The following is a 20,030-nucleotide window of genomic DNA, read 5'->3' as shown; positions in this document are numbered from 1 at the left end:
TGACCTGAAGTCTTGTCGAGGTTCTAGCGTGTGGTCCGGTTCATCACCTGACGACGGGAGACACGCTCATGATCCTCGTGACCGGAGCCACCGGAAACATCGGCAGCGCACTGCTGAAGGAACTGCACGCACACGGTGCCGGCCCGCTCAGGGGGCTCACCCGTGACGCCGCACGGGCGGCCTTCCCCGAAGGGGTCCAGGCCGTGGAGGGCGACTTCGCGGAGCCGGCGTCGCTGAAGCCCGCGCTGGAAGGGGTGCGCTCCCTGTTCCTCGTGTCGCGGCTGGGCCCGGACGCCGCCATCCTCGAAGCGGCCCGGCAGGCGGGTGTGGAGCACGTCGTGCTGGTGTCGTCGATCACCGTCCTGACCCACCCCCACCTCGGCCCCGCCGGCGAGAACCTGGCGGTGGAGCGACTGCTCGGAGCGAGCGGCATGGACTGGACGATCCTGCGGCCGACGCAGTTCGCCTCCAACGCCCTCATGTGGGCGGCCTCCGTCCGTGCCCACGAGACCGTCCGCGCGCCGTACGCGGAGACCGCACTGCCGACCATCCACCCCGCGGACATCGCGGCGGTGGCACGGGTGGCACTGACCGAGCCCGGTCACCGGGGCCGGACGTACGCCCTGACCGGTCCGGAGCCGGTGAGCGCCCGCGGGCAGGCCGAGGCCATCGCGGCGGCACTGGGCCGGGAGGTGCCCTTCGCCGAGGTCAGCCGCGAGGAGGCCCACGCGCAGATGGCCGCCGTCTTCGGGGCCGAGGCCGCGGACGCGGTGCTGGACGTCACCGGCGGGGACGTGAACGACGAGCTGCTGAGGGTGCGCGACACGGTCGCACAGGTCACGGGAACGCCGGCCCGTCCGTTCCGGCAGTGGGCCTCGGAGAACGCCGACGCCTTCCGCTGACCCCGTCCGCCGACCCGTCCGCGAAGTTACGTCCCCGACCCGGCAACCCCCGGCTCCCCGGCGACGACAACAGGGAGACAGCGCCTCGCGAGCGGACGCACCGCGCCGCTCGCGAGCCGCTCGGCACCGCACCCTCCCGCACGTCGTCGTACCGAAGGGACATCATGCGCACCCACCTCCGCACCCGTAGCCGCGGTCTCACGGCCCTCGCCGCCGCAACAGTCGCCGTCGTCGCCGTCGCCCTGCTTCCGGGCTCCGCCGGGGCCGCCGAATCCTCCCCCGTGGGCTACGGGGCCGGCACGACCGGCGGCGGCAGCTCCTCCGCCGTGACCGTCACCAGCCTCGCCGCGTTCAAGACGGCCGTGACCGGCACCGCCGCCAAGACGGTCAAGGTCAGCGGCATCATCTCGCTGAGCGGCCAGGTCGACGTCGGGTCCAACACCACGGTGCTCGGCGTCGGTTCGTCCTCCGGGTTCACCGGTGGCGGGCTGCGGCTGAAGAACTCGACGAACATCGTGATCCGCAATCTCAACATCAGCAAGCCGGTGGCCCCCGCCGACGGGATCACCGTGCAGAAGTCCACCAAGGTGTGGATCGACCACAACACCTTCTCCGCCGACCGTGATCACGACAAGGACTACTACGACGGCCTGCTCGACGTCACCCACGCGTCCGACCAGGTCACCGTCTCCTGGAACACCTTCAAGGACCACTACAAGGGCAGCCTGGTCGGCCACAGCGACAACAACGCGAGCGAGGACACCGGCCACCTCCGTGTGACCTACCACCACAACTACTTCAACAACGTCAACTCCCGTATCCCCAGCCTCCGTTTCGGCACCGGACACTTCTACGACAACTACGTCGTGGGCGCCTCGACGGCGGTGCACTCCCGGATGGGCGCGCAGATGCTGGTGGAGAACAACGTCTTCCGCAGCACCGGTGTCGCCATCACCACCATCCGTGACAGCGACAAGGACGGCTACGTCGTGGAGCGCGGCAACGACCTCGGCGGCGCGGCCACCGAGATCTCGCAGGTCGGCACGTTGACCCAGGTGCCGTACTCGTACACCGCGGAACCGGCCTCGTCCGTCGTCTCCTCGGTGACCGGCGGGGCGGGCGCCGGCAAGATCTAGGTGTTCTGTCCACGGAGAGTGCCCCCGCCCCACCGGGGGCGCCCTCCGCCACCTCGGGCCGTGCGGACGGTGGAGTACGTCTGCCGGGCGGCCGGCCCGTTCGGCAGGGTGGGCACGGGCCGCAACCTCAGGCTGACCGGCCGCGTCCCTCTCATCATGATCCGAATTGCGACCCCCGCCGATCTCGACGCGATAGTCCACCTGCACACCGAGGCACGCGCCACCTACTACCGGGGCCACCTCCCGGAAGAGGAGTACGCGGGCTCCGGGGAGGTCGGCCGCAGCCGGGACGGCTGGGCGCGCGCCATCGACCGGGCCGAGTCCACCGTGCTCTGCGCCGAGCGGGACGGCGTCCTCGCCGGCATCGCGGCCCATGCCGTGCGCGACGGCGCCATGCACCTCACCCAGCTCCATGTGGCACCTTCCCGCTGGCGCCAGGGCATCGGGACGGAACTGCACGACGCGTGTGTGGCCGCCTGGCAGCGGGACGGGGTGGCGGACGCCCGCCTGGAGGTGTTCGTCCACAACATCCGCGCCCAGTCGTTCTACGTGGCCCACGGCTGGGCCCCCGACCCGGCGCACCCCCGCGCGGGCACCCATCTGATGCTGCGCCTGACGGTGCCGGCCGGCGCCCGCAGCGACGCGTAGGGGCCCCGGCCGTTTTCCCGGTCCCCGGGGGAATGACAGGGGCTCGGACACGTGTTCCCAGAGAGCGGAGGGCCCCTCCGCGCTGTGTGAGCAGCCGCCCGAGAGCCTGGAGAGAAGAAGAGTCATGCGCGTCGAGATCTGGAGCGACATCGCCTGCCCGTGGTGCTACATCGGCAAGGCCCGTTTCGAGAAGGGCCTGGCAGGGTTCGCCCACCGCGACGAGGTCGAGGTGGTGCACCGTTCCTTCGAGCTCGACCCGGGGCGCGCCAAGGGCGACACCGGGCAGGTCATCGACATGCTGGCGCAGAAGTACGGGCGCACCCCCGATGAAGCGCGGTCCATGGAGGCGAATGTCGCGGCCAACGCGCACGCCGAAGGACTTGGCTACCGCACCGAGGGGCGCGACCACGGCAGCACCTTCGACATCCACCGGCTGCTGCACCTGGCCAAGGCCCGCGGCCGCCAGGACGAGCTGCTGGACCTCGCCTACCGGGCGAACTTCGCCGAGGAGCGGTCCGTCTTCGACGGCGACGTACTGATCGAGCTCGCCGTCGAGGCCGGTCTGGACGCCGACGAGGCGCGTGCGGTGCTCGCCGACCCGACGGCGTACGCGGCCGAGGTGCGGGCCGACGAGCGGGAGGCGTCCGAGCTCGGGGCCAACGGAGTGCCGTTCTTCGTGCTGGACCGGCGGTACGGGATCTCCGGCGGCCAGCCCGCCGAGGTGTTCGCCCAGGCGCTGGAGCAGGCGTGGCAGGACCGCCCGCTGACCGCGATCGGCGGGGACGCCGCGGCGTGCGACGCCGACGGCGCGTGCGAGGTTCCGTCGGCAGGCGGCAACGGCTGACCTCCGGCCACCCGCATGCATAAGCATTGCTTGGGGTTACCCCTTAACTCTTAGTGATTGACTATGAGTCAAGGGGGCTTCAGGCTGGGCGCATGATGATCTCTTCGCTCAGCCGCGCGGTCGACGCCGAGTTCGCGCCGGAGACCGCCTACCTCAACACCTCCAGCTGCGGGCTGCTGCCCCGCCGGACCGTCGACGCGGTGAAGGCCCTCGCCGAGGAGAACGCCACCGGACGCAGGGCCGGTGCGGGCGACTCCGAGGCGGTGGAGCGGGCCAGGGGCGGATTCGCCCGGATCGCCGGTGTCGACGCCGGCAGGGTCTCGGTCGGCAGCTCCGTCGCCGTCCATGTGGGCCTGATCGCCTGCTCCCTGCCGGCCGGGGCCGAAGTGCTCGCGCCCGAGGGGGAGTTCAGCTCGGTCACCAGCCCGTTCGCGGTCCGCGGTGACCTCAGGACGCGGTACGTCCCGCTGTCGGACCTCGCCGACGCGGTGCGCGCGGAGACCGCTCTCGTCGCCTTCTCCTCGGTGCAGTCCGCCGACGGCCGGCTCGCCGACCTGGACGCGGTGCGGGCCGCGGCGGCCGCCCACGGCGCCCGTACGCTGCTGGACGCCACCCAGTCCGCGGGCTGGCTGCCCCTGGATGCGGGGGCGTACGACTACACGGTCACCGGCGGTTTCAAATTCCTGATCTGCCCACGGGGTACGTCGTTCCTCACGGTCACCGAGGAGGCGCAGCGGTCGCTGGCGCCGGTCTTCCCCGGCTGGGCCGCGGCGGCGGACTCGTGGAACAGCCTCTACGCACCCGTCCGGACGCTCGCCCCCGACGCCCGCCGCTACGACGAAGCGCCCGCGTTCCTTCCGTACCACGGCGCCGAGCACTCCCTCGCGCTGCTGAACGAGATCGGCGTCGACGTCCTCCACGACCACGCCACCGGGCTCGCGGCCCGGTTCCGGGCGGGGCTGGCCGGGCTGGGGCACGAGCCGGTGGCGGGGACGACGGCCGTCGTCGCGGCGCCCGGACTGGGGGACCGGGCGGCGGACCTGGAGCGCGCCGGGGTGATGGTCTCCGACCGGGCCGGAAATCTGCGGGCGTCCTTCCATCTGTACAACACCGAGGCCGACGTGGACCGCGCGCTGAACGTGCTGTCCGGCTGATCCCCGCCGCGGGCGGGTGCGGTCAGCGGTTCTCCGGGCAGTCCGCCGTCTCCCGGCAGAGGTTCTCCTCGACCTTGGCCAGCAGCCGGGCCAGCTCCTCGCGCTCGCCCCTGTCCAGGCCCGCGAGGGTGTGCTCCTCCAGATTCGTCCAGGCCCGCTCCACGTCGGAGAGCAGGGCGCAGCTGTTGTCGGTGGCCTCGACCAGGACGGCCCGGCGGTCGGCCGGGTCGGGGCTGCGGCGGACGTGTCCGGACTGCTCCAGGCGCTGAAGCATCTTGGTGACCGTGGACGGATCGAGGTCGACGGCCTTGATCACCTCCGACTGGCGCACCGCGCCCGAGTCCCAGAGGTACATCATCAGGAACTCCTGGCCGGGGTAGAGGCCCGCGCTCTTGAGCAGCTTGCCCGCCGTGATCCGGTGGAGCCGCGCGACCCGCGAGACGGCATGGCTGACCGGGCCGCCCCGGGCGGCGCTCGGTAGCTCGGTACAGGCGGGATCGGACGTCATCGGGGCTCCTCGGGGTGGTGCGCGGCGGGCTCCCGGGCGGTCGCGCCGCGAGTGCCGGAGACTTCCCGGCAACTTTACCTTGGTCGGCCAAGTAATGCGCTACAGTGGCGCACACCGCAGATACTTGGCCGACCACATAAATCTTGGGGGCTCTCCATGACCACCGCCTTCGACCCGTTCGACCTGTCCGGCACACAGCTCGCCAACCGCATCGCCCTGGCCCCGATGACCCGCAGCCGGGCGGGCGAGGGCGGCATACCGACGGAGCTGACCGCCGAGTACTACGCCCAGCGCGCCTCGGCCGGGCTCGTCATCACCGAGGGCGTCCAGCCCTCCGCCGTCGGGCAGGGCTACCCCAGCACCCCCGGACTGCACAGTGCCGGGCAGGTCGCCGGCTGGCGCAGGGTCACCGACGCCGTGCACGCCAAGGGCGGCACGATCTTCGCGCAGCTCATGCACACCGGCCGCATCGGCCACCCGGTCCTGCTGCCCGACGGCCTCACCCCGGTCGGCGCCTCCCCGGTCGCCGCGTCGGGCCAGGTCTTCACCCAGGAGGGCCCGAAGGACTTCGTCACCCCGCACGAGCTGACCGGCACCGAGATCCGGGCCACGATCGCCGACTTCGTGACCGCCGCGCGCAACGCGGTGGACGCCGGGTTCGACGGCGTGGAGCTGCACGGCGCCAACGGCTACCTGATCCACCAGTTCCTGGCGCCCAACTCCAACCTGCGCACCGACGAGTGGGGCGGCTCCGTGGAGGGCCGCATCCGGTTCGCGGCCGAGACCGTGCGCGCCGTCGCCGCCGAGATCGGAGCCGCGCGCACCGCGATCCGGATCTCGCCCGGAAACCCGTTCAACGACATCGACGAGCCCGCGCCGGAGGCCACGTACCGGGCGCTGGTGCAGGCCGTCGAACCGGTCGGGCTCGCCTACCTGCACATCGTCGAGGGCAGGGCCGACGACCGGGCGCTGACCGCCACGCTGAGCAAGGAGTTCAACGGCACGCTCGTCCTCAACCCGGCGAGCGAGGGCCCGACCGGTCCCGAGGCGCTGGCCCTGGTCGAGGAGGGCGTGGCGTCGGTCATCTCGTACGGGGCGCTGTTCCTGGCCAACCCGGACCTGCCGGAGCGGCTGCGGGCCGGCGGCCCCTACAACGCCGCGGACCGGGCGACCTTCTACGGGGGCGACCACCGCGGCTACACGGACTACCCGGCGCTCAGCGCGTGAGCACCGAACGGCGGCCGGCCGCCGCCGGATGACCGGACCTCAGGCCGAGTGCTTGCTCTTCGACCGCCACCTCACGGTCGACTTCGCCCACCCCGACGCCGGTCTGTCCGGCGGGCGGGCTTGGTTCTCCCACCGGTAGCGGTCCGGGACTACGGCTGCGGGTTCTCCTCCAGCGGCGCCCCGTGCCACTTCCACGAGGTGACCCGCTCACGGCCCGGCAGATCCGCGCGGCCGGTGGACCACAGCAGTACGGTCCACCGGTCGCTGTCGTCCGGGGCGTCGGGGAAGAGCCGGGCCAGCACCCGGTGGCACAGGTCGTCGGGCGGCGTCCAGCCGATGCCAAGGCCCGCCGCGAGGTCATGGGTGTGCACCAGGGTCTCCACGATGCCCATCGCGGCGAATCCCTCCGCGTCGGAGATCCCGTGGCTGTGGTGGGCGCGGACATCCGGGGCCGTCGTGCGGACCATCGCCGCAAGCATGGACCCGGTGGCCTCCAGCGCCTGCAAGAGGCCCGCCGTACCGGCCGCCGGGTCCGCGAAGATCGCGTTGGCCGGTCCGCCCTCGCGGCGCGCGGCCCAGTGGAACGGCACATCTCGGTCCAACGCCGGTGACTGCGGCCCCAGTTGGGCCGCGTACGCGAAGAGGTCGTCGCTCAGGTGCTCCACGGTCTCCCAGCAGGTCCAGGTGAGCGTCCCCGCCGGGGTGTGCCAGCCGGCCGCCGGGGCCTCCTTGAGCGCGGCGACCGCCAGCCGCACCGCCGAGGTCACGTCGTCCGCGGTGACCGGCAGCCGCGTCCCGGTGAGCAGCGCCCGCTCACGCGCACTGCACTCCACGCAGAACTCGTTGCCCTCCGGATCGGACAGGGTCGCCCAACCCCGCCCGTTGGGCTTGCGGTGATCCGCGACGAGCGTGGCACCGAGGGCGAGCAGCCGCTCGACCTCCTCGTCGCGGGTGCGGTCCTGCGGCTGGATGTCCAGGTGGATGCGGTTCTTGGTGCGCTTCGGTTCGGGCACGGTGATGAACAGCAGCGCGGCACCGGGGGCCTCGACGAGGGCCTCGGGGTCACCGGGGAAATCGTCGTCGGCGAGGGAGGCGCCCAGCACCTCGGCCCAGAACGTGGCGAGCGTGTAGGCGTCGCCGCAGTCGACGGTGACGTGATGTACGTGAGAAGTCATGGGCCACACTGTCGCCGGTGAGCGCAGTCGGGTCCAACGAGATACGCCGGAGGCCCACCACGCGGTGCGTGACGGACCTCCGCGCGCTCGGTTGTTCAGACGGTGCCGAACTCTCCGGCCTTCACGCCTGCCACGAAGGAGGCGAACGCGTTGGCGGGGACGGTGAGAACGGGTCCGCTTGGCCGCTTGGAATCGCGGACGGGGACTGTGCCGGTTGAGTACGCGTTGGACGGGGCCCATTCGACGCATGTGCCACCGTTGTCGCTGTAGCTGGACTTGACCCAATGGGGGGATTCGGTCGTCACGGGGTGCCCTTTCGTAGCTGCTTGAACATGGCCAGGGATGCCGCCTGGGAGGGCGATCCGGCCCTGCAGCTGATGCTAGGACGCGAGCGCGGGCGCATGGACGCTGGTTTTCGGTCCAGTTGTCCTTGGGCCTGGGCTGCGACGTGAGGGACTTCCGGGCACAGCGGAGTCCCACCACGCGACGCATGATGGGGCTCCGCTGAACCGGTCGGTCAGACGGTGCCGAACTCTCCGGCCTTCACGCCCGCCACGAACGAGGCGAACGCGTTGGTGGGGACGGTCAGAACCGGGCCGCTCAGATCCTTGGAGTCACGGACGGGGACCATGCCGCGCGAGGCGGCGACGTTGGCGGCAACCTCGACGCAGGCGCCGCCATTGTCGCTGTAGGAGGACTTGAACCAGCGGGGGGATTCGGTTGTCACGGTGTGCCCTTTCGTAACTGCTCGATCATGGCCACGGAAGCCGCTTGCGAGAGCGCTTCAGCCTGCAACTGATGGTAGGCGGTCAACAGGGGCACCACGGAAGTGCTTTCACGGTCGAGGTGCCCCTGCTGGGCGGACTCCGCGTACGACATGAGCTGGCGGTCCGAGAGCGTCAGGATGTAAAGTGGCAGGTTGAACGGGCGGCGCTCCCCCATGCTGAACGGGGCGATCTGGAGCACGGTGTTCGGCAGCTCGGCGAATTCCACCAGTCGTGCCAACTGCGCGTCCATCACGGCTGATCCTCCTACGGGTCGGCGGATGCAGCTTTCGTCCAGTACCACCAGGACGAGCGGCGGAGCGGACTTCCGTACGAGCGCTGCTTGCCGCTCCGCGACGAGGCTGACCCGCTCGTGCGCCTGCTCGGAGGTGATCGCCCTCCGCTTGACGGCGCTCTCGGCAAGGACTGTCGCGTACTCCGGGGTCTGGAGCAGACCGGGCAGGACGCCTACCTCGTACAGCCGGATCTCCGCTGCTCTGCCCTCGTATCCCACGTACTCCGGGAAGCCTTCCAGCAGACTGCCGTGCCGGATGTCCCGCCACTCGCGCTCGAAGGAATCAGATGTTCCTTCGAGCCCCAGTGCGGAATCAACACCGATCGAAAACCTGCGGGTTGGCGGTTTACGACCATTCTCGACGCCCGAGACATGCCGTCCGGTGTACCCGATCCGTCCACCGAGGTCGTCCTGCTTCCAGCCGCGCGCCTCTCGTGCCCTGCGTAACCGGGCACCGTACGCCGCTTCCGGTGACGCGTCCGGGTTCAACTCCTTGATGTTTACCAATGTGTTCTCCGTACCTGCCACGTTGAGTACGGCCCGACGGTAGGCCACGCTGAGCCGTCTTGGTAGTGGAATGGCTACGGAGAGGCACCATCGTGTGCACAGAAAACGTTTCTCTGAACGGACGACCTCACCACCTTCCCGCCCTCGGCACACTCATGGTGGACACCAGCCGTCAAGGCCGCGTGGGTGAGTTCCGAGGAGCCGCCGGCCCGTACTGGTCGCTGCGGCCGGTCTGCGGCGGGACCGAGTGGGAAGCCGAGCCCGAGCACGTTCGCCCCGCGGATGCCATAGAGCGGCTGCGAGCGGAGAACGCGCGGTGCAACGCGCGGAGTCGGGGTGAGGTGCTGTGAGAAGCCCGACCCGTCCGGCCGTTCCGCTCGTCCTTGCCGTGGCCCGGCCCCGCCACCATCCGGGCCGGGATTGTTCACCTCAACCGGAGAGCCAATGGTGATCCACTGCAACTCACCCGTCCGCCCGCCGTGGTTGCGGACCTTGCGAGCACACGGGCAAGCGGTGACCGGGGAACTTCCCGACTGGCTCACCTGTGAGCTCGGCAAGGGCCATACCGGTGAGCACGCCGACTGCCTCGACACAATGGGACGCGGCACCTTTGACGTATGGCTGCGCTGGAACGAGGGCGAATTCACCTACGTCTGCGCCGCACCCTGCGAACAGGTGGACCCCGCCATCGCCCCCCGACTGCAACAGGCGTGCTGGTTGTTCACCGACCACGAGCCCGGACACTCCTGGGAGTTCGAGGATCTCCCGCAGGACTAGACCGTGTCCGCCAGGCCCGGTGTCCGGGACACGACGGAGGGGGTGGGACGGCATCACCGTCCCACCCCCTCCGCACCGCGGTCCGGGCCTACTTCACCGGCGTGAAGTCCCGCGCCCCGATGAACTCCGGGCGGCGGATCGGAGCCGCGAAGGGCTCCTCGGCCTTGTTCTCCACGCTGTTGAACACGATGAAGACATTGCTGCGCGGGTACGGGGTGATGTTGTCCCCCGAGCCGTGCATGCAGTTGCAGTCGAACCAGGTCGCCGAACCGGCCCGGCCCGTGAAGAGCTTGATGCCGTGCCGGTCGGCCATCTTCGTCAGCGCCTCGTCGGACGGGGTGCCCGCGTCCTGCATCTGGAGCGACTTCTTGTAGTTGTCCTTCGGCGTCTCGCCCGCACACCCGAGGAACGACTTGTGCGAGCCGGGCATGATCATCAGCCCGCCGTTGGTGTCGTAGTTCTCGGTCAGCGCGATCGAGACGGACACCGCTCGCATGTTCGGCAGACCGTCCTCGGCGTGCCAGGTCTCGAAGTCCGAGTGCCAGTAGAACCCGGAGGCACCGAAGCCCGGCTTGACGTTGATCCGCGACTGGTGGACGTACACGTCCGAACCGAGGATCTGACGGGCCCGGCCCACCACGCGCTCGTCGCTGACCAGCCGGGCGAACACCTCGCTCAGCCGGTGGACCTCGAAGACCGACCGTACGTTCTGCGACTTCGGCTCGATGATCGAGCGCTCGTCGGCGCGGACCGCCGGATCGGCGATCAGCCGCTCCAGCTCGGCGTGGTAGCCGGCCACCTCGTCCGGCGCGATCAGCTGGTCGACGGTGAGGAAACCGTCGCGCTCGAACCCCTGGAGGTCCTTCGCGGCGACCGGACCCGGTGCGCCGGGCGCGGACCAGATGACCGGGTCCTGGCGGGGAGTGGTCATCTCGGCGGCGCCGCGCGATGGGTACAGGTCGGCACGTACATCAGTGGTCATGATGGTTCAGCCCTCCTCGGTCAGCAGCGGGTAGACACCGTTCTCGTCGTGGTCCTCCCGTCCGGTGACGGGAGGGTTGAAGACGCACACGCAACGGAAGTCCGTCTTGGGGCGCAGCGTGTGGTGCTCGTGCCCGTTCAACAGGTACATCGTGCCGGGGGCGATCCAGTGCTTCTCACCGGTGTCGTCGTTGGTGAGTTCTGCCTCGCCCTCCGTGCAGAGCACGGCCTCGATGTGGTTGGCGTACCACATCGACGTCTCCGTGCCCGCGTAAAGCACGGTCTCGTGGAGTGAGAAGCCCACCTTCTCCTTGGCGAGCACGATGCGCTTGCTCTCCCAGGTGCCGGAGGCGGACTTCACATGCCGGTCGGTGTTCTCGACGTCACTGAACGATCGGACAATCACGGTGGGTCGGTGCCTTTCTCTCTGCAGCGGTGTATCTCATCGGGCCCGCCCCGGGGCGGCCCCGGGTCAGGCGGTCTCGCGGACGCAGCGGGCCAGCGTGCGCAGGCCCTCGTCCAGCTCCTCGGGGGTGATGGTCAGCGGCGGCAGCAGCTTGACGACCTCGCTCTGCGGACCGGAGGTCTCCAGCAGCAGCCCCAGCTCGAACGCGCGGGCGCAGATGGCCGACGCGCGCTTCGGGTCGTTGAACTCCATGCCCCACACCAGTCCGCGGCCGCGGAACTGCGCGCTGTCGTGCTCGCCGCAGATCGCCAGGAGTGCCTGCTCGACCTGCTCGCCGCGGGCCAGCGTCTGCTTCTCCATCTGGCCGTCCGCCCAGTAGGCGTCGAGCGCCGCGGCGGCGGTGACGAACGCGGGGTTGTTGCCGCGGAAGGTGCCGTTGTGCTCGCCCGGCTCCCAGATGTCCAGCTCGGGCTTGAACAGGCAGAGCGCCATGGGCATCCCGTAGCCGCTGATGGACTTCGACAGCGTGACGATGTCCGGCGTGATGCCGGCCTCCTCGAAGGAGAAGAAGCCGCCGGTCCGGCCGCAGCCCATCTGGATGTCGTCGACGATCAGCAGCATGTCCTGGCGGTGGCACAGCTCCTGGAGCGCGCGGAGCCACTCGGCGCGGGCGACGTTGATGCCGCCCTCGCCCTGGACCGTCTCCACGATCACGGCGGCGGGCTTGTTGAGCCCGGAGCCCTGGTCCTCCAGCAGCCGCTCGAACCAGAGGAAGTCCGGGACGGTGCCGTCGAAGTAGTTGTCGAACGGCATCGGCGTGCCGTGCACCAGCGGGATACCGGCGCCGGCCCGCTTGAAGGCGTTGCCGGTGACGGCCAGCGAGCCGAGCGACATGCCGTGGAAGGCGTTGGTGAACGAGACCACGGACTCGCGGCCCTTGACCTTGCGGGCCAGCTTCAGCGCCGACTCGACGGCGTTGGTGCCCGTCGGGCCGGGGAACATCACCTTGTACGGCAGGTCGCGCGGCCGCAGGATGACGTTCTGGAAGGTCTCCAGGAAGGCCCGCTTGGCGGTGGTCGCCATGTCGAGGCCGTGGGTGATGCCGTCGCGCTCGATGTAGTCGATCAGCGCGCGTTTCAGCACCGGGTTGTTGTGGCCGTAGTTGAGCGAGCCGGCTCCGGCGAAGAAGTCGAGGTACGAGTGGCCGTCCTCGTCCGTCAGCCGGGCGCCCTGCGCGCGGTCGAACACGGCGGGCCAGCCGCGGCAGTAGCTACGTACCTCGGACTCCAGGGTCTCGAAGACACTGAGGGCGGGCGGGGTGATGGTCACAGCGGGTCTCCTGCGTGAGGGGGGTGTGACGGGCGGCGGTGAAGGGATCGCGACGGTACGGTCCGTCGGCGGAAGTGCTCGCTCAGGCGTGGAACGGGCCTATGCGGTAGAGCACTTCCGGCAGATGATTGCCCTCCGGGAACAGGCCGCCGTCGAAGAGCACCTCCTGTTCCAGTGCCACGTCGTGGCGCTGGGCGTAGGAGGTGAACAGGCGGTCCGATGCGGTGTTGTCCGGCGTGATGGTCGTCTCGACCGAGGCGAGGCCCTGTTCCGCGGCGACCCGTTCGGTCAGGGTGTCCAGCAGCTTCGCCGCCAGGCCGGTGCCGCGGTGGCCGTGGTCGACGGCCACCTGCCAGACGACGAGCGTCTCGGGGCGGTCTGGCCTGATGTACCCCGTCACGAAGGCGACCGGGCTGCCGGTCTCGTCGCGGGCGACCACGGAGGTCGCCGCGAAGTCACGGCACCACAGCAGGTAACTGTACGAGGAGTTGAGGTCCAGGACCTTGGAGTCGCGGGCAATGCGCCAGATCGCGGCTCCGTCCTCCACTCGTGGTGTGTCGATGGTGATGAATTCGCTTCGGGCACGTGCAAAATCTGCTGGTGCGGCGGTCATGGGAATTGAATTTACCCAGCAAGTTTCGAAATTGCATCGAGGAAAGGGGTTGGGTGAAGCGCCCTGTTGTGCTATCAGGCGGGCGCGCGCCCTGGCGCGACTTGCATACACTTTCGTCCGGTATGACCCGGATTTATCCGGCAAAACGACCTTGGTGTGGAGTCGGTCACAAGGTGGTAACTCTCGTGAGACGTCACTGAATTGGGTGAGGAGGACTCGTGAAAACTGGGGTGTTTAGCCTTCGAGGAAGCGGGAAGAAGAATGCGGGGAGCTGCTCTCAATGAGGCAGCTCCCCGCATTGTTGGATTGCGTCGGGATCTATTCGCTGGGCCAGGTTTCCGAAACCGTCTTGCGGGCAGCTTCGAAATTGACCTGCCGGCCCGCATCGGCCAGCGCCGACCCCAGAGCCGCGAGCGAGGAGAGCACCGCGCCCCGCGTCGCATCCACCCCGTAGTGATTGACCCGGATCATCTCCCCGGACAGCGCCCCGCCGCCCGCGATCAGCGGCAGCGACGGGTCAGCGGCGAGCGCCCGTGCGACCAGACCCGCGGCGTCCACGCCCTCCGGGGTGCGCAGCGTGGTCGCCACCGGCGCCGCGTCCTTCGCCTCGCGCACATACGGGGCCAGGCCGCCGCCCAGCGCGAGCGCGCCCGCCCGGGTGGCCGCGGCCGCCGCGGCGTGCCGGGCCATGAGGGCGTCGGGGCCCTCCGCCTCGATCCGCTCCACACAGGCCTCCAGCGCCAGCATCTCCAGCTGGGCCGGTGCGTGCGGCAGCGCCTTGCGGCCGCCGTCGATCCAGCGCTCCTTCCAGTCCAGCAGGGAGAGGTAGGAGCGGCGCGGCGCCTGCGGATTGGCGGCGAGCCGCTCCCAGGCGCGGGCGCTCACCGACACCGCGGACACCCCGGCCGGACCGCCCATCGCCTTCTGCGCGCCGATCACGCACAGGTCGACGCCCCACGCGTCGGGCAGCAGCGGCTCCGCGCCCACCGAGGCGACGGCGTCCAGCATGAACAGCGCCCCGTGCGCGCGCACGGCCTCGCCGATCTCCGCGACCGGGTTGGTGTTGCCGGTCGCCGCCTCCGCGTGGACCAGCGAGACGAAGTCGATCTCCGGGTGCGCGGCCAGCGCCTCGGCGACCTGGCCGGCGGTGACGGCCGTGTGGAAGGGCACCACCAGGTCGACGACCTCGGCGCCGCAGTCACGCAGCCAGTTGCCGAAGGTCTGCCCGTAGGGACCCGTCACCACGTTCAGCGCGGTCGAACCGGGCCGGGCGCCGCCCCGGATGCAGCCTTCGAGGGGGAGCAGGGCCTCGCCCTGCATGATGACGACATCCTGCTCGGTGGCGAGGAGACCGGCCACCCGCCGCTCGACGGCCGCGAAATGCGCGGGGGTGAGCGGGGTGAGGTCGAGGAAGGGGTGCGTCACGGTGGTGCTCTCTTCGGGATCGGATCGGTGTGCGGCCGGCCTGCGGACCGGGCCCGCACCGAGGGTACCCAGCACTCGCGAACGGCCTTGCGGGTCCCTCGTACAGTGCTGTGCATGAGTGATCACGAGGCGCCGCGGGTGCTGCATGTGAAGGGGCGGGTGCTCGTCGGACCCGACGAGGTCAGGGACGAGCTCTGGGCGGTCGGCGGACGCGTCACGTACGAGCGGCCCGCCGGCGCGGACGGGGCGACGGTCCTCAGCGGATGGGCGCTGCCGGGGCTGGTCGACGCCCACTGCCACGTCGGGCTCGACCACCACGGGGCCGTCGACACGGCGACCACGGAGAAGCAGGCCGTCGACGACCGGGAGGCCGGTGCGCTGCTCCTGCGGGACGCGGGTTCGCCCGCCGACACCCGGTGGATCGACGACCGCGAGGACCTGCCGAAGGTCATCAGGGCCGGCCGCCACATCGCCAGGACCCGGCGGTACACCAGGAACTACGCGTACGAGATCGAGCCGGACGAGCTGGTGGCGTACGTGGCGCAGGAAGCGCGTCGCGGCGACGGCTGGGTGAAGCTGGTCGGCGACTGGATCGACCGGGAGGTGGGCGACCTGACGGCGTGCTGGCCGCGCGAGGCGGTCGAGGCGGCCATCGCGCAGGCGCACCGGCTGGGCGCCCGGGTCACCGCGCACTGCTTCGCGGAGGACTCGCTGCGCGATCTCGTCGAGGCCGGGATCGACTGCGTCGAGCACGCGACGGGGCTGACCGAGGAGACGATCCCGCTCTTCGCGGAGCGCGGGGTCGCGATCGTCCCGACGCTGGTCAACATCGCCACCTTCCCCTCGCTGGCGCGGGGCGGCGACGCCAAGTACCCGCGGTGGTCGGCCCATATGCGCCGGCTGCACGAGCGGCGCTACGACACCGTGGGCGCCGCCCATGACGCCGGTGTCCCCGTCTTCGTCGGCACCGACGCGGGCGGTGTGCTGGCCCACGGGCTGGTGGCCGACGAGGTCGCCGAACTGGTGAAGGCGGGCATCCCGCCCCTGACCGCGCTGTCCGCCGCGACCTGGGACGCCCGCGCGTGGCTCGGCAGGCCGGGACTGGAGGAGGGCGCTCCGGCCGACCTGGTGGTGTACGACGAGGACCCGCGGGCGGACGTGCGCGTGCTGGCCGCGCCCCGCAGGGTCGTGCTGAACGGGCGCGTGATCGGCTGACGGGCGGGCCCCGGGTCCTGACCGGCCCGGGGTGCACCGTGTTGACCGGCAGTTACCAGGGGTCGGCCCGCTCGTTGAACACGTCCGCGTGCGCGCCGGCGCGGTCGCCTTCGAGCCGCCCACGCTCAGTGAAACGGGTGAAACGGGTGAACCCGAGGAACGCACGTGCCGAGATATTCGAATACAGACACGAAAACCCCCCTTTGGGGTGAACTCACGTCAGGTGTCCGCCAGTTCACCCTCTGTGCGTAAAGATTCACGGAGTCGAGGCCACCGGTGCCCGCGATGTCCCCCATTGGACGGCGCCGGTGGCTCCAAAGTCTCTTGTGGGGGTTCCACCATCTTGAACAGCAACACCTTCCGCCTCGCCGCCCTGGCGGTCGCCGCCGCTCCCGTCGCACTGCTGGTCGCCGTCCCCGCGCAGGCCGCCACCGCGACCACCGCCACGACCACCGGTGACGGGAAGGCGAGCGCGGTAGTGCTCCGTACCGCACTCGACGTCTCGCTCCTGAACAAGTCGATCGATGTGCCGCTCAAGACCACGCTCAACGAGGTGCACGCCCCGGCCACCGCGAAGGAGACCGCGCTCAGCGTGCGGCTCGACGGTGTGGACGACGGACAGCCGGTCCACGTGCTGCGCGCCGATGTCGCCACGGCGAACGCGACCGTCGACAAGCACCGTGCCGAGGGCTACACCAACATCGCGAGGGCCCGGCTCCACCTGCCCGGTCTGCCGCTGCTCTCACTGATCGAGGTCGAGCAGATCACGTCCAAGGCGGTCTGCGAGGTGGGCCACAAGCCGGTCGCCGAGTCGAACGTGCTGGGGTACGTGAAGGTCCTCGGCCAGCGCGTCACCCTCACCGCCGGGGGCACCACCCAGGTCAAGGTGCCGGGCGTCGGTGAGGTGACGCTCGACCTGTCGAAGACGCACACCACCTCACGCACCGCGGCGGCCTCGGCACTTCAGCTGAAGGTCTCGGTGAACCCGCTCAAGCTGAACGTCGCCGATGTGCAGGGCGAGGTCACGCTCGCGGAGGCCACCTGCGAGACGCCGAAGGCGCCCGAGCCGGGCGGCTCCACCGGCGGTTCGTCGGACGGAGGTTCGTCGGACGGCGGCTCCGGCGACGGCGGTTCGACCGGCACCAGCGGCACCAGCGGCACCAGCGGTTCCGGCAACGGGGGTTCCACGGCCGGTGATTCCGGCGGCGACGTGAAGACGCAGACCGGCACCGGCAACGCACCCGCGGCCTCCGACGCCGATCTCGCCGAGACGGGCTCCAGCTCCACCACGCCGTACATCGCGGGCGGTGCGGCCTTGCTGCTGGCCGTCGGCGCCGGCGCGATGGTCGTGACCCGGCGGCGTGCGCGGGGCTGACGCGCGGGGGAGCGCGTCAGGGCCCGAGGGGGCGGCCGGGGGGTCGTAGGGAAAACAGGGGGCGGGGAGCGGTGTTCCACGAGTGGAGCACCGCTCCCCGCCCCCGACGCGGCACCGGACCGGGCGGTGCCGTCACCGGCTGACGGCGGTCAGCGCCTGGAGCGCCTGATCGAGCACCTGCAGAAAGCGGTTGGTCGTCGTACGGTCGCGCACGGCCAGCCGCAGCCAGTCGGTGCCGAGCCCCGGAAACGTATCGCCGCGCCGGGCCGCGTAGCCCATCATCCGCAGCCGCTCCCGTATCTCGGCAGCCCGCTCCAGCCGGACCAGGACAAACGATCCCTCGGCCGGCTCCACCACCTGGATCTCGGTGAACTCGCGCAGCCCCGCCACCAGATGGCACCGGTCCACCGCGATGCGTTCCGCCGCGGCTGCCGCCTCGGCCAGCGCCCTCGGTTCCATGCACGCCTCGGCGGCCGTCAGCGCCGGTGACGACACCGGCCACAGCGGCTGCGCCTGCGCCAGCATGCGCACGGTCTCCGGCGCGGCCGTCACATAGCCGATCCGCAGCCCGGCGAGCCCCCAGGTCTTGGTGAGGCTGCGCAGGACGACGAGCCCGGGGATGTCGGTGCGGCCGCACAGCGCCTCGCGCTCACCGGGCACCGCGTCCATGAACGCCTCGTCGACCACCAGAGTCCGTCCGGGGCGGGCCAGCCGCTCCAGTACGGCCGCGGGGTGCAGCACGGACGTCGGGTTGGTCGGATTGCCGACCACCACCAGATCCGCGTCCGCCGGAACAGCGGCCGGATCCAGCCGGAAGCCGTCCTCGGCCCGCAACAGCACCCGTCCCACCTCGTGCCCGGCCGCGCGCAGGGCGGCCTCGGGCTCGGTGAACTGGGGGTGGACCACGACCGGCCGCCGGGCCGGCAGCGCACGTGCGATCAGCACGAACGCCTCCGCCGCCCCCGCCGTCAGCAGGACCCGCTCGGGCGGCAGCCCGTGGCGTGCGGCGACCGCCGCGAGCGCCGGACGCCCGTCCGGATAGGCGCAGAGCGCGCCGAGCGACGCGGCTATCCGCTCCTTCAGCCAGGCCGGTGGGGTACCGGCCCGTACGTTGACGGCGAGATCGGTCAGATCCCGGCCCCGTCCCCGTACCTCCGCGTCACCGTGATGCCGCAGATCGTGGGCGCCCGCGCCGGTTGCGTCGGGGCTCTCAGTGGGAGTGTGCATGACCGCCATGGTGGGGGGTGGTGGTGATGGCCGTCGGCGTCAGGGTGGAAGCGCGGCTGCTGCGGCGGTCCCACCTTGTCTTCGAAGCCCGGCAGTGGAATCGGTACACGCAAGAGTCGCAGTTCATCCGCGAATCGCTCTTGGCGGCCTCTCGGTAGCGCCGCCGGTGCGGAGGAAGCACGTCAGAACGACTATGCGCCCCGCACCCGGCTTCACGCAACGGTCCAGGCCCTGCCGCACATCGGGCGCGGCCGGCGGACCACCGCGCAGGTGGCCATCGCCGCGCGCCCCTCGGGCCGCGACTTCCGCTTCGGCACCAGGAGTTCGCCGCCGGCGGCGAGCGCCGCGGCCTCCGCCACCGAGGGGGTGCCGGCGGCGGCGAGCGGCGCGCCGGACGGATGCGGCACCTCGATGCGGGCCAGCTCCCCGGCCGGGTACGTCCGCAGCGGCACTCCGAGCCGTGCGGCGGCGGCCACGATCCCCGGCTCCTCGGCCTTGGTGTCGACGGTCACCAACTCCGCGACGCTCGACGGCGAGAGCCCCGCCCCCGCCAGGGTGTCCCGGATCAGCCCGAACACCTCGTCCGCGGGTGCGCCCCTGGACGCGCCGACCCCGACCGCGAGCGAGGCGCCCCCCACAGCGCCTGCCACAGCGCCTGCCACCGCGTCCGTCGCCGCCGGCACGGCTGCGGCGACTGTTTCGGTCATGGAACGATCCTTTCGGGACGGGAAAACGACGGGACCTGACGGCGGGCGCCCTGAGATGCGCGCACCGGGGTCAATCGGCTAGCAAGAGCCCATGGCGGTGTTCGTCGCGCTCGGCGCGTTCCTGATGACCCTGGCCGGTGGCTGGGTCGCCCAGCGCGTCACCGACCGCCGCCACCTCGTACTCGGCTTCGCCGGCGGACTGATGCTCGGCGTGGTCGGCCTGGACCTGCTGCCGGAGGCGATCGAGGCCGCCGGCGGCCTCGTCTTCGGCGTACCGGCGGCCCTGCTGCTGTTCGTCGGCGGCTTCCTGGTCGCACACCTGGTGGAGCGGCTGCTCGCGGTACGCCAGGCCGCACACGGCGCGGGCGAGGAACGGGTGCCCCAGGTCGGGCTGACGGCGGCGGCGGCGATGGTCGGCCACAGCCTGATGGACGGCGTGGCGCTCGGCGCGGCCTTCCAGGTCGGCGGCGGCATGGGCGCGGCCGTCGCCCTCGCCGTCATCACCCACGACTTCGCGGACGGCTTCAACACGTACACGATCACCAGCCTGTACGGGAACGCCCGCCGCAAGGCCCTCACGATGCTCTACGCGGACGCGGCGGCGCCCGTCGTCGGCGCGGCGACGACGCTTCTGTTCACCCTTCCGGCGGAACTCCTCGGCTGCTATCTCGGTTTCTTCGGCGGAGCGCTGCTCTACCTCGCCGCCGCCGAGATCCTGCCCGAGGCGCACCACGACCACCCGGCCCGCTCCACCCTGCTCTGCACGGTCGCCGGAGTGGGCTTCATCTGGCTGGTCGTGGGCCTCGCGGGCTGAC

22 protein-coding genes and 2 pseudogenes are annotated in these 20,030 nt (G+C 71.0%); 11 read left to right on the top strand and 13 right to left on the bottom strand.

Going from position 1 to position 20,030, the window contains the following annotated elements; genetic code table 11:
• Positions 1 to 68: 68 nt before the first annotated feature.
• The 5 genes from ACZ6S6_RS00350 to ACZ6S6_RS00330 all read left to right on the top strand — a co-directional run bounded on the left by ACZ6S6_RS00350 (position 69) and on the right by ACZ6S6_RS00330 (position 4,684).
• Positions 69 to 902 (top strand): NAD(P)H-binding protein, encoded by an 834-nt coding sequence (locus ACZ6S6_RS00350; protein WP_469702623.1) that lies wholly within the window; start codon positions 69 to 71, stop codon positions 900 to 902.
• 164 nt (positions 903 to 1,066) lie between these two features.
• A complete protein-coding gene (locus ACZ6S6_RS00345) occupies positions 1,067 to 2,038 on the top strand; it encodes a pectate lyase family protein (protein WP_469702621.1) in 972 nt (323 codons plus the stop codon).
• A 156-nt stretch (positions 2,039 to 2,194) separates the two neighbouring features.
• Positions 2,195 to 2,686 carry a GNAT family N-acetyltransferase gene (locus ACZ6S6_RS00340; RefSeq protein WP_469702619.1) on the top strand — a complete coding sequence of 164 codons (492 nt, stop codon included), beginning with the start codon at positions 2,195 to 2,197 and terminating at the stop codon, positions 2,684 to 2,686.
• 124 nt (positions 2,687 to 2,810) lie between these two features.
• Positions 2,811 to 3,530, top strand: coding sequence for a DsbA family oxidoreductase (locus ACZ6S6_RS00335; RefSeq protein ID WP_469702617.1), 720 nt, complete (start codon positions 2,811 to 2,813; stop codon positions 3,528 to 3,530).
• 92 nt (positions 3,531 to 3,622) lie between these two features.
• Entirely contained in the window at positions 3,623 to 4,684 is a 1,062-nt protein-coding gene (locus ACZ6S6_RS00330; protein WP_469702615.1) for an aminotransferase class V-fold PLP-dependent enzyme, read from the top strand.
• 22 nt (positions 4,685 to 4,706) lie between these two features.
• Here ACZ6S6_RS00330 and ACZ6S6_RS00325 read toward each other — a convergent pair whose 3' ends face one another.
• Complete coding sequence (locus ACZ6S6_RS00325; RefSeq protein ID WP_362961721.1) at positions 4,707 to 5,192, bottom strand: MarR family winged helix-turn-helix transcriptional regulator; 486 nt, start codon at positions 5,190 to 5,192, stop codon at positions 4,707 to 4,709.
• A gap of 156 nt (positions 5,193 to 5,348) precedes the next feature.
• On the opposite strand from ACZ6S6_RS00325, the gene ACZ6S6_RS00320 reads away from it, so the two are divergent.
• A complete protein-coding gene (locus tag ACZ6S6_RS00320) occupies positions 5,349 to 6,419 on the top strand; it encodes an alkene reductase (RefSeq protein WP_362961719.1) in 1,071 nt (356 codons plus the stop codon).
• 149 nt (positions 6,420 to 6,568) lie between these two features.
• Here ACZ6S6_RS00320 and ACZ6S6_RS00315 read toward each other — a convergent pair whose 3' ends face one another.
• The 4 genes from ACZ6S6_RS00315 to ACZ6S6_RS00300 all read right to left on the bottom strand — a co-directional run bounded on the left by ACZ6S6_RS00315 (position 6,569) and on the right by ACZ6S6_RS00300 (position 9,160).
• Positions 6,569 to 7,594, bottom strand: a complete 1,026-nt coding sequence (locus tag ACZ6S6_RS00315) for a VOC family protein (RefSeq protein WP_469702612.1) — start codon at positions 7,592 to 7,594, stop codon at positions 6,569 to 6,571.
• 95 nt (positions 7,595 to 7,689) lie between these two features.
• Positions 7,690 to 7,899, bottom strand: coding sequence for a DUF397 domain-containing protein (locus tag ACZ6S6_RS00310; protein ID WP_362961715.1), 210 nt, complete (start codon positions 7,897 to 7,899; stop codon positions 7,690 to 7,692).
• Between the two features lie 212 nt (positions 7,900 to 8,111).
• The gene (locus ACZ6S6_RS00305; RefSeq protein ID WP_469702610.1) at positions 8,112 to 8,321 is read right to left on the bottom strand and encodes a DUF397 domain-containing protein; all 210 of its coding nucleotides are present in this window, start codon (positions 8,319 to 8,321) and stop codon (positions 8,112 to 8,114) included.
• Complete coding sequence (locus ACZ6S6_RS00300) at positions 8,318 to 9,160, bottom strand: DUF5753 domain-containing protein (RefSeq protein ID WP_469703805.1); 843 nt, start codon at positions 9,158 to 9,160, stop codon at positions 8,318 to 8,320. Before ACZ6S6_RS00300 ends, ACZ6S6_RS00305 begins: the two co-directional genes overlap by 4 nt.
• Positions 9,161 to 9,252: 92 nt before the next feature.
• On the opposite strand from ACZ6S6_RS00300, the gene ACZ6S6_RS00295 reads away from it, so the two are divergent.
• On the top strand, positions 9,253 to 9,510 hold the full coding sequence (locus ACZ6S6_RS00295) for a hypothetical protein (RefSeq protein ID WP_469702607.1): 258 nt from the start codon (positions 9,253 to 9,255) through the stop codon (positions 9,508 to 9,510).
• 163 nt (positions 9,511 to 9,673) lie between these two features.
• Positions 9,674 to 9,937: a hypothetical protein gene (locus tag ACZ6S6_RS00290; protein ID WP_469702605.1), complete on the top strand. Its 264-nt coding sequence runs from the start codon at positions 9,674 to 9,676 to the stop codon at positions 9,935 to 9,937.
• Positions 9,938 to 10,025: 88 nt separating this feature from the next.
• Here the strand turns inward: ACZ6S6_RS00290 and thpD are convergent, their stop codons facing one another.
• From thpD to ACZ6S6_RS00265, 5 genes are all read right to left on the bottom strand, one after another.
• Positions 10,026 to 10,919: an ectoine hydroxylase gene (gene thpD / locus ACZ6S6_RS00285; RefSeq protein WP_362961707.1), complete on the bottom strand. Its 894-nt coding sequence runs from the start codon at positions 10,917 to 10,919 to the stop codon at positions 10,026 to 10,028.
• A gap of 6 nt (positions 10,920 to 10,925) precedes the next feature.
• Positions 10,926 to 11,324 carry an ectoine synthase gene (locus ACZ6S6_RS00280; RefSeq protein ID WP_362961705.1) on the bottom strand — a complete coding sequence of 133 codons (399 nt, stop codon included), beginning with the start codon at positions 11,322 to 11,324 and terminating at the stop codon, positions 10,926 to 10,928.
• Positions 11,325 to 11,390: 66 nt separating this feature from the next.
• Positions 11,391 to 12,653, bottom strand: coding sequence for a diaminobutyrate--2-oxoglutarate transaminase (ectB, locus tag ACZ6S6_RS00275; protein ID WP_362961703.1), 1,263 nt, complete (start codon positions 12,651 to 12,653; stop codon positions 11,391 to 11,393).
• Between the two features lie 82 nt (positions 12,654 to 12,735).
• On the bottom strand, positions 12,736 to 13,266 hold the full coding sequence (gene ectA, locus ACZ6S6_RS00270; RefSeq protein ID WP_469702602.1) for a diaminobutyrate acetyltransferase: 531 nt from the start codon (positions 13,264 to 13,266) through the stop codon (positions 12,736 to 12,738).
• Between the two features lie 318 nt (positions 13,267 to 13,584).
• Positions 13,585 to 14,691 (bottom strand): pyridoxal-phosphate-dependent aminotransferase family protein, encoded by a 1,107-nt coding sequence (locus tag ACZ6S6_RS00265; protein ID WP_469702600.1) that lies wholly within the window; start codon positions 14,689 to 14,691, stop codon positions 13,585 to 13,587.
• A gap of 114 nt (positions 14,692 to 14,805) precedes the next feature.
• Here ACZ6S6_RS00265 and ACZ6S6_RS00260 point away from each other — a divergent pair, with 114 nt between their 5' ends.
• Together ACZ6S6_RS00260 and ACZ6S6_RS00255 are read left to right on the top strand one after the other, a co-directional pair.
• Positions 14,806 to 15,906, top strand: a complete 1,101-nt coding sequence (locus tag ACZ6S6_RS00260) for an amidohydrolase family protein (protein WP_469702597.1) — start codon at positions 14,806 to 14,808, stop codon at positions 15,904 to 15,906.
• 343 nt (positions 15,907 to 16,249) lie between these two features.
• Positions 16,250 to 17,281 (top strand): SCO1860 family LAETG-anchored protein, encoded by a 1,032-nt coding sequence (locus ACZ6S6_RS00255; protein ID WP_469702595.1) that lies wholly within the window; start codon positions 16,250 to 16,252, stop codon positions 17,279 to 17,281.
• 132 nt (positions 17,282 to 17,413) lie between these two features.
• Here ACZ6S6_RS00255 and cobC read toward each other — a convergent pair whose 3' ends face one another.
• The 3 genes and pseudogenes from cobC to ACZ6S6_RS00240 all read right to left on the bottom strand — a co-directional run.
• The gene (gene cobC, locus ACZ6S6_RS00250; protein WP_362961695.1) at positions 17,414 to 18,508 is read right to left on the bottom strand and encodes an Rv2231c family pyridoxal phosphate-dependent protein CobC; all 1,095 of its coding nucleotides are present in this window, start codon (positions 18,506 to 18,508) and stop codon (positions 17,414 to 17,416) included.
• A pseudogene (locus ACZ6S6_RS00245) lies at positions 18,492 to 18,760 on the bottom strand (sirohydrochlorin chelatase); the annotation flags it as partial. The gene cobC and the pseudogene ACZ6S6_RS00245, both read right to left, overlap by 17 nt.
• Positions 18,757 to 19,134, bottom strand: a pseudogene (locus ACZ6S6_RS00240) (cobalamin biosynthesis protein); the annotation flags it as partial. The pseudogenes ACZ6S6_RS00240 and ACZ6S6_RS00245, both read right to left, overlap by 4 nt.
• A 172-nt stretch (positions 19,135 to 19,306) precedes the next feature.
• On the opposite strand from ACZ6S6_RS00240, the gene ACZ6S6_RS00235 reads away from it, so the two are divergent.
• Positions 19,307 to 20,029: a ZIP family metal transporter gene (locus ACZ6S6_RS00235; protein ID WP_469702592.1), complete on the top strand. Its 723-nt coding sequence runs from the start codon at positions 19,307 to 19,309 to the stop codon at positions 20,027 to 20,029.
• Position 20,030: the final 1 nt, after the last annotated feature.

This window comes from Streptomyces sp. NPDC048671 (genome assembly GCF_055587045.1).
This window is presented reverse-complemented; position numbering and strand designations above follow the sequence as displayed.